This is a genomic window from Mesorhizobium sp. M0768 (assembly GCF_040320195.1).
Taxonomy (GTDB): Bacteria; Pseudomonadota; Alphaproteobacteria; order Rhizobiales; family Rhizobiaceae; genus Mesorhizobium.
This window is the reverse complement of the sequence record NZ_JAMYPD010000034.1, coordinates 43,844-51,983: the sequence shown is the minus strand read 5'-3', so window position 1 is coordinate 51,983 and position 8,140 is coordinate 43,844. Positions and strand designations below refer to the sequence as shown.

At 62.6% G+C, this 8,140-nt stretch carries 10 protein-coding genes; 1 reads left to right on the top strand and 9 read right to left on the bottom strand.

Annotated elements, in window-relative coordinates:
- Nucleotides 1–410: 410 nt before the first annotated feature.
- Nucleotides 411–503, bottom strand: a complete 93-nt coding sequence (locus NKI08_RS28980) for a LysR family transcriptional regulator (RefSeq protein ID WP_352473773.1) — start codon at nucleotides 501–503, stop codon at nucleotides 411–413.
- Between the two features lie 178 nt (nucleotides 504–681).
- Here NKI08_RS28980 and NKI08_RS28975 point away from each other — a divergent pair, with 178 nt between their 5' ends.
- Complete coding sequence (locus NKI08_RS28975) at nucleotides 682–825, top strand: hypothetical protein (protein ID WP_352541232.1); 144 nt, start codon at nucleotides 682–684, stop codon at nucleotides 823–825.
- 86 nt (nucleotides 826–911) lie between these two features.
- Here the strand turns inward: NKI08_RS28975 and NKI08_RS28970 are convergent, their stop codons facing one another.
- The 8 genes from NKI08_RS28970 to NKI08_RS28935 form a co-directional block, all read right to left on the bottom strand.
- Nucleotides 912–1,655, bottom strand: a complete 744-nt coding sequence (locus tag NKI08_RS28970; protein WP_352473770.1) for an amino acid ABC transporter ATP-binding protein — start codon at nucleotides 1,653–1,655, stop codon at nucleotides 912–914.
- Nucleotides 1,656–1,680: 25 nt separating this feature from the next.
- A complete protein-coding gene (locus tag NKI08_RS28965) occupies nucleotides 1,681–2,355 on the bottom strand; it encodes an amino acid ABC transporter permease (RefSeq protein WP_023677250.1) in 675 nt (224 codons plus the stop codon).
- On the bottom strand, nucleotides 2,352–3,023 hold the full coding sequence (locus NKI08_RS28960) for an amino acid ABC transporter permease (protein ID WP_023720609.1): 672 nt from the start codon (nucleotides 3,021–3,023) through the stop codon (nucleotides 2,352–2,354). The genes NKI08_RS28965 and NKI08_RS28960 overlap by 4 nt, the downstream gene beginning before the upstream one ends.
- Nucleotides 3,024–3,163: 140 nt before the next feature.
- Nucleotides 3,164–3,952, bottom strand: a complete 789-nt coding sequence (locus NKI08_RS28955) for an ABC transporter substrate-binding protein (protein ID WP_352774365.1) — start codon at nucleotides 3,950–3,952, stop codon at nucleotides 3,164–3,166.
- 110 nt (nucleotides 3,953–4,062) lie between these two features.
- Nucleotides 4,063–5,226 (bottom strand): saccharopine dehydrogenase family protein, encoded by a 1,164-nt coding sequence (locus NKI08_RS28950; RefSeq protein ID WP_352774363.1) that lies wholly within the window; start codon nucleotides 5,224–5,226, stop codon nucleotides 4,063–4,065.
- Nucleotides 5,223–5,726 carry an Lrp/AsnC family transcriptional regulator gene (locus NKI08_RS28945; protein WP_023677254.1) on the bottom strand — a complete coding sequence of 168 codons (504 nt, stop codon included), beginning with the start codon at nucleotides 5,724–5,726 and terminating at the stop codon, nucleotides 5,223–5,225. Before NKI08_RS28945 ends, NKI08_RS28950 begins: the two co-directional genes overlap by 4 nt.
- 318 nt (nucleotides 5,727–6,044) lie before the next feature.
- Nucleotides 6,045–7,088: an acyltransferase family protein gene (locus NKI08_RS28940; protein ID WP_352774361.1), complete on the bottom strand. Its 1,044-nt coding sequence runs from the start codon at nucleotides 7,086–7,088 to the stop codon at nucleotides 6,045–6,047.
- 203 nt (nucleotides 7,089–7,291) lie between these two features.
- Entirely contained in the window at nucleotides 7,292–8,017 is a 726-nt protein-coding gene (locus NKI08_RS28935) for a 3-keto-5-aminohexanoate cleavage protein (protein WP_352774359.1), read from the bottom strand.
- Nucleotides 8,018–8,140: the final 123 nt, after the last annotated feature.

Genomic DNA, 8,140 nt, shown 5'->3' with positions numbered 1-8,140 from the left:
AAACGTCCGAGCCACTTAAGGCGAGGAGGTCGCGTCGACCTTAATCAAGACGCTTCGGTGCGAGTGGATCCACGGCTTCATCGCCGACTTCTTCAACACTATCCACCCATTGCTGCCGCTTGGTCGGCTGAACGCTTCGGCAGATCTTAGGCCCAGAGCGGACGTTAACCCGGCGCAAGATTTGGTCGCGAACAGCGCGGCCACGTCCGCAGGAGCCACGAAAGGAACCAGATCGGCGCTCCGGGGCAGGGATTTGGAAAGTATCATTGCCTAAGTTTCTGGTACTTTGAGGAAGTTCGGATAGATCATCTGCGGGACATTCAACCGCAACCGGCCGGCAGGCTTTTCGGCAAAGCTTCCCGCATCCCTCATTGCGGCAAGGATGAGCTCCAGCGCCGGTCCTGCCTGGCTCAAAACCTCTCGCCGGCTTCAGTCAGGCTCGTCGCCCTCGTGGTCCGCGTCAGAAGGGTCGCGCTAAGCCGCGCTTCCAGTTGCCTGATCATCTTGCTGATCGCCGACGGCGAGACCCGAAGTGTCTTGGCCGCGGCCGTGAAGTTGGCCGGCGCCGCTGGTTTCGCATGTTTCTTGGCGAACAGACGCCCGAAGCAGCGTTGGCCGCAGCCGACGATCCCGTCCCGGTCCCGGCCAAGAAACGCGAAAATCTATGCGAGGCCAATCTCTATGTCGCGGAGTTTTTACCGGCTCGACGGCCGTGACGATGAAGCCTTGCGGCGGTACCGGCTTGCGGTACGCGACTGCCCCCACGACTTCATCGAATATGTCGCAGCAGGCAATGCACTGCGCGCGCTCGGTGTGTCGCCATAGTGCGCCGCTGCGGATGATTCATTGTAGGCTCGAGCGCAACCTCGGCGCAAAGGCGACGGCAGGTTCGGTGCGTATTGTCGCTGCTGTCAATGCCGCAGGATCTTGCTGAGGAAAGCGCGGCTGCGGTCGGTCTTCGGGTTGGAGAAGAACTCATCCGGCGTGCCGCTCTCGACGATGGCGCCGGCGTCCATGAACACGACGCGCTGGGCGACCTTGCGGGCAAAGCCCATCTCGTGCGTCACCACCATCATGGTCATGCCTTCCTCGGCCACCGCGACCATGACGTCGAGCACTTCCGAGATCATCTCGGGATCGAGCGCCGAGGTCGGCTCGTCGAACAGCATGATCTTGGGGCGCATGCCGAGGCAGCGCGCGATCGCCACGCGCTGCTGCTGGCCACCAGACAGCTGCGCCGGATAGGCGTTCACCTTGTCGGCGAGGCCGACCTTGGCGAGCAATTCGCGCCCGGCCTTCTCGGCTTCAGCGCGCGGGATCTTGCGGACATGGATCGGCGCCAGGGTGACGTTCTCGAGCGCCGTCTTGTGCGGGTAGAGGTTGAACGACTGGAAGACGAAGCCGATCTCGGTGCGCAGCCGCGTCATGTTGGTGGCGGGGTCGCCGAGGCGCTGGCCGTCGACCGTCAGGTCGCCGTCGCGGATCGTCTCCAGCCCATTGATGCAGCGGATCAGGGTGCTCTTGCCCGAGCCGCTCGGGCCGCAGACGACGACCACTTCGCGCGGCTCGACGCTGAGCTTGATGTCCTTCAGCACGTTGAGCGTGCCGAACCATTTGTTGACGCCGCGAAATTCGATCATGCCGGTTTTGGTCATATTGCCGGACCCTTGAGGTTCGATGTCACAACTGCACCTCGCCATGCGCCGCGCCCATGCGTTGCTCCAGCCGGCGGGCCAGCATGATCAGGGGGTAACAGACGATGAAGTAACCGAGCCCGACCAGGAAGAAGACCAGCAGCCCATTGGGTACACGCTGCACCACCAGCCAGCCGACGCGGGTGAGGTCGGTGAGGCCGATGGCCGAGACGACCGAGGAATCCTTGATCAGCAGCACATATTGCCCGACCAGCGGCGGCAGCACGATGCGCATCGCCTGCGGCAGCACTACCTGGCGCATGCGCTGCCAGCGCGACAGGCCGGACGCAAGCGCTGCCTCGACCTGGCCGGTCGGCACCGAGCGGATGCCGGCGACGACGATCTCGCAGATGAAGCAGGCGGCCAGGTTGGTCAGCGCGATGATGCCGGCGGTGAAGGCGTCGAGCTCGATGCCGAGTTCCGGCAGGATGAAGAAGATCAGGAATATCTGCACCAGGAACGGCGTGCCGCGGATCAGGTCGACCCAGGCGCCGATCGCGCCGCTGATCAGCCGGTTGCCGCCGGTGCGCAGGATGCCGAGGCCGAAGCCGAGCAGCGTGCCCAGCACCAGGCTGATCAGCGACAGCACCACGGTCATGCCGAGGCCGCGCAAGGCGAGGGGATAGCTGCCGGCGATGCTTTGCAGCTGCTGCCAGATCATGTCCGTGCCCCCGCCAGGCCGAGCCAGCGCCCGGAGAGCGCCGCCAGCCCCTTCAGCCCGTAATAGAGCAGGAGGTAGAAGGCGGCGATGGTGATGAAACCTTCCGCCGGCATGAAGCGGTCGGAGGCGAGCAATTGTCCGGCGCGCGTCAGTTCGGCGACCGAGATCAGCGACAACAGGGCGGAATCCTTGACCAGCACGATTGCCTGGCCGAGCAGCGGCGGGATCGTCACCTTGAACGCCTGCGGCAGGATGACGAGGCGCATGCGCTGGACATAGGTCATGCCCGAAGCAACGCCGGCCTCCACTTGGCCGCGCGGGATCGACAGGATGCCGGCGCGGATGATCTCGGCGACATAGGCGCCGCTGTTCAGCGACAGGGCCAAGATGCCGACGACGAGCTCGGGCAGGACGAAGCCGAGCCGCGGCAGGCCGAAATAGAGGAAATAAAGCTGCGCCAGCAGCGGCGTGGCGCGCACCGCGTCGATATAGGCCTTGGCCGGGACGCGGAACAGCCGGCCGCGCTGCAGGTTCATGGCGGCGAGCACGATGCCGACGGCGAGCGCGCCGGCAAAGGAGAGGACAGACAGCCACACGGTCGTGACGAGGCCCTGCCCGAACAGGGGCAGATATTCGACGATGGTGCGGAAGCTGAAGTTTTCGAGCATTTTGGACAGTGAATGGTGAATAGTGAATAGGGAATAGGGAATAGTGAATAGGGAATTGGGAATAGGAGCAGCAAGTAGCGAGTAGCTCTTCTCTACTCCCTACCCCCTACTCCCTGCTCACCATTCACCATTCACTCTACTTAGTGATCCTTCTTCCAGGCGTCGGAATTGACCCAGTAATCGAGGTTCTTCTGCAGGCGGCCGTCGAGGCTGACCTGGTCGAGGAACAGGTTCATCCAGACCAGCAGGTCCTGCTCGTCATAGCGTGTGGCGAAGGCCAGCGGCTCTTTCGACAGCATGTCCGGTATGATGATGAAGCTGTCGGCGGGGTAAGCGGTCGACTGGCCCTTGACCGCCGAGACGTCGTTGACGCCGCAATCGGCCTGGCCGTTGTTGACGGCGTCGAGCAGCAGCGGGCCGCCGCCCTTGTAGCTCTTGATGTCGGCATCGGGGAAGGCGGCCTTGGCTTCCTTCTCGCCGGTGGCGCCGAGCAGCACCGCAATCTTGGTGCCCTTGGCCTTGCAGTCCTCGGTGGACTTGAAGGCGGTACCAGCCTTGGTGAAGACGGTGCTGCCCGTGTACATGTAAGGCTTGGTGAAGGCGACCTTCATGCCACGCGCCAATGTCGGCGTCATATCGGCGACCAGAAGATCGGCCTTGCCCGACAGCAGCGCCGGGATCAGGCCGTCCCAGTCGAAGTCGAGGAAGGTGATCTTGACGCCCATTTCCTTGGCCATCAGTTCGGCGAGTTCGACCGAACTGCCGGTGCGTTCGCCGGCAGCACCCACCAGCGAGAAGGGCGGTCCTTGCGTCTGCACGGCGACGCGCAACTCTCCGCGCTTGGTGATCTCGTCGAGCGCTCCCGCACTGGCGGCAGCGGTAAGGCCAGCGAGCGCAAGGCCGGCGATGAAAAGCTTGGCAATCTTCATTTGGGCATTCCTCCTTGTTTCGTTTGTTGTTCCACTTGTTGTTTCACCCTATCGAGGTGCTTTTTGAGCGGCAGCGCCGTTGCCGGCGGCGACCACCGTTCGAAAATCCTTCAGTCCCAGCTCACCGTTTCGGCAACCTTGATGCCGCGCCTGGCGAGCTCATCGAGGAAGCGGCCATCCGGCACATGCAGCAGCGGGTTGAGCAGGCCGGGCGTGGCGATCTCGCGCCGTGCCAGCATCTGCGCCACGATGCTGGCGGGATAGCCGACGCCGAGGCTCATGCCGAACAGGCCGGAGGCGAGGTCGCGTTCGATGACCAGCTCCGAGGTCACCGTCTTGCGGCGGCCGCCTTCGCTGCCGACAAAGACGTTGCGCATGACGCAAAGGTCCTTTTCGTCCGCGCCATATTGCAGTTGCGGGGCAAGCAGCCGGCCGAGGAATTCGCGTGGGCTGACGCCGGTGCCGGGCACCTTGTCCTCAGAGAGAAAGCCGAGCTGCTTCAGCGGCGCCCAGAACGCTGACCAGCCGGGCCAGCGAAGCGAATAGCGGCCGGAGCGCTGCAGCCCCTTGGCGGCGGCGAGCATGCCGGCATAATGCGGCGCGTCGCCATTGGGGAAGGCTTCGAGCCTGCCCAGTCCCGCCACCTCGATCTCGTGGATGAAACGATTGTCGTGCTGGCGGGCGGCCGGCACATCGACCCGTTTGCCGTCCTCGACCAGCACGCTGTCGCGGTTCTGGCTGACCAGAACCATGTCGAAATTCCAGCTCACCTTGTAGCGCAGCGGCTCGACCACCGCCTTCGGCTCGGGAATGCCGCCGCAGTAGGAATCGATCGCGGTGATGGCGTCGAACTGGCTGGCGGCGCGCGCGTAGAGCACCAGGTCGATGCCGGGGTCGAGCCCGCATTCGGTCACGATCGACACGCCGGCCTTTTCGGCCTCGGGAGCGAGATCGGCGATGGCCTTGCCGTAATTGGTGGTGACCAGCGGCGTGCGCGTCGCGATCGCCGCCTGCACCGCGTCGCGCATCAGCGGCTGCGGCAACAGGTCGATGACCGCATCGACGTCCTTCATCACCTCGGCCAGCGCCGGACCGATCGCGCCCTCCGGCACTACAAAACGCACGCGGGCAAGGTCGGTCAGGCCGCCGAGCCGCGCAGTGCCGCCGGCTGCAGTGTCGACGCAGACCACTTGCTCGACGCCGTCGCTGGCAACGAGGTCGGCGATAGCCGCCCGGCCTTGCAGGCCGAGCCCGCCGAGAACCGCGATCTTCATGCCATTTCCTTCCGCGTCTCGTCCGACCAGCAACCTTCCGGCAGGCTGACCCATTTGTTGCAGGACGCCATGACGACGAAAGTCTCGCTGCGCACGACCTCGCCCGGCTCGCCGGCGCCGGGGATCAGCTCGCTGGTGACGCGGTAGAGATCGGCGACATCGCCGGCCACGGTCACGTCGACGATGATGTCGAAGCGCCCGGTGACGACGGCGGCCGAGTTCACGAAAGGCAATTCGGAGATGCGCTGCGCCAGTTCCCGGGCCCGGCCGCGCCCTTGCGCGTTGATGCCGACGATGGCCGAGATCAGTTCGGGGCGCTCGGTCAGGTTGAGCAGCCCAACGATCTTGAGCAGGTTGCGGTCGAGCAGGTTGCGCAGCCGCATGCGCACCGTCGGCACCGAGATCGCCATCTTCTCAGCAAGGCGGTTGACGCCAAGCTGCGCGTCCTGCGACAGCAGCTTGACCAGTCGCCGGTCGGTCTGATCGAGATGTTCCCGCAAACGCTCAGGCTTTCATAAAAGGAAAGAAACGATTGGATTTTCTTTCAGATATGAAAATACCTTATGAGAGATTTTTAACAACGGCAAGAGCCATGTCATCCGCCATGGCTCTGTGCCTGTCGGCAATTTTCGTCGAGTGCGCCACATTTTGTTCTTGCTTTGTGCCGGCAGCTATGCTATTAATTTGGATATGGTGCCAATTTGGCTCCAACGACCCGTCCTCCCGAGGCGGGTTTTTGTTTCCGGATCTTTTGAAGGTTCAGCGCCGCCGGTCTAAGATTGGCGGGACAGCGTGGTTCCGCGGAGCGCAGCCGCAACTCATGCCTTCACGTGACGGGCGGAAAGGCTCATCCGCGAAATGGCCAAAATCGGCTTTTCAACAAAACTGTAGCTGGCCAGGGAGACGGCAATGCAGGCGGTGACAATAACCATGCCAGCAAGCCATGGTGATACGCTGACGCTTGCAACGACAGGAGCGGTCGCAAGCAGCACGATAGGATGCGTCAGATAGAGAGAGTAGGAGGCATCGCCCAACCTTGCCAGCAGGCGAGGAGCAAAAAGCCGGAAATAGCTTTCCAGGCTGATGCAACCGGCGACAAGGATCAAGGCCGGGATTCCCTGAGCAAGGGTTCGCGGCAAGTTGAAGCCAAGTACCATCACCAGCATGGACACGATGGCGAACACGAGCGCCGAGACACCCAGGACGGTAGGCAAACGCGCCAGTCTGCCGACCAGGTGGCCGAGCGCCATGCCGGCAAGGAACTCAAACAGGATTGGCGTGGTATAGAAAAACAGCACAGTGTCGGCGGCGGGTTTGAAGACGATGCGCGCCGCTACGGCGATTGCAAAGACAACGCCGACCATGGCCATTTGCGTCAGCGTGCCGAAACGCATAGTCGCTGCGAACAGAATGTAAAACAGGATTTCCAGATTGAGCGTCCAACCCACGCCAAGCACCGGTTGGACATAGCCTGTGACCGTATCGAGATAGGCTATGAAAAGCAGGCTATTGGTGATCTGCTCAAGAAACACTGCACGACCGGCAAACAACCAAAGTGCGGCGACCATGAGGAAGGTCATAACCCAATAGAAGGGAACGACGCGCGTGAAGCGCTGCATCAAAAAAACACGGTGGTCGGCGCGTCTGTTCTCTGTCGAGAGAACCATTACAAAACCACTAATGACGAAAAACAGGTCGACGCCGCTGTTTAGAACGGGAATACGCAGATCGAGCATGCCCAGCGCGGCCGGAAGATGATAGATAACAACCATGAGAGCTGCTAGCCCCCGCAGTACCTGTATCGATGTATACTGTTGAATCCGACGCGGCGCAGCGTGATCATTCTGTGGAATGATGTTCATCAAAAAATGGTCCCCGGTGCAGGAGAGCATTAACATACGTGATCGTTGATGTGCCGACTAATTGTTGGTTTAATTAACACGTAAAGTTTTAGATACGTTTTATTGATATAGCGTGCCGCGACACTTATGCTCGGCCGACTTTGGCCTGCCTCGTTGCCAAACTTGGCATCTCCCCAGTGAAGAGGAGATTGGCCGTTCCCGCGTTAACGGCTGGACTCGAAGATAGCGACGGCTGCCGCTGTCAGCGCAGCGTTACTAGATGCTACTGTTCCATCAGGGAGCTCCTTGCCGTCTTCCAGTCCGACGCGCGTCGACCAACGGCGTTCCGCCGCCCGGTGCACGAAAGGCCAGACCGTGGCGTCGGCGCCGTGCAGCAGGATTGCCCGGCGCATTCCGGCGCCGTCGAGCACGGCGGCGATATCGTCGCTGATCTCCAGCGCAGCGTCCGACTCCTGCTCGGAGATTTCGATCAGGATCCGCAGCACGCGTTTGCAATGGTCGAGGCTCACCAGGCGTTCGGCGTCGGCGACGGAGGCAAGCCCCGCCTCGATGCCAATGCCGCGCTGGCGCAGACGCTCCATGATAGCGGGCGCGGCGTCTTCGCTGAGATTGACCGAGGCATAGTCGGGCAGCTCGCTCCAAGCGGCGATCGCGGCCAGCGTCCGCTCGTCGTCATTCTCGATCCAGGCGCCGGTCGACACGCCGATCAGCGTTCCAGGGCAGGCGCGACGAAGCGCTAGCACAGTCTGGTCCATCGCCGCCGGAGCCAGGCTTTCGCGACCGTCCAGCCCGCGGGCATGGACATGCAGTTCGGCCGCACCGGCGGCGACGCAGGTCGCACCGTCGCGCGCCATGGCTTCGGGATCAAGCGGCAGTCGCGGGTGAAAATCGGCGCTGCGCGCGCCATTGATGCAGGTCTGGACGATCATGCTATGGGCAGTCCGGTTGCGGTTGCTGCCAGTCTAGCGCGGGCCAGTGAAAACCGGAATCGCGCTGGCGAAGGCTCCTGACATATGGACGCCGGCCGGCCTGGATCAGTCGGGCAGGGTGTG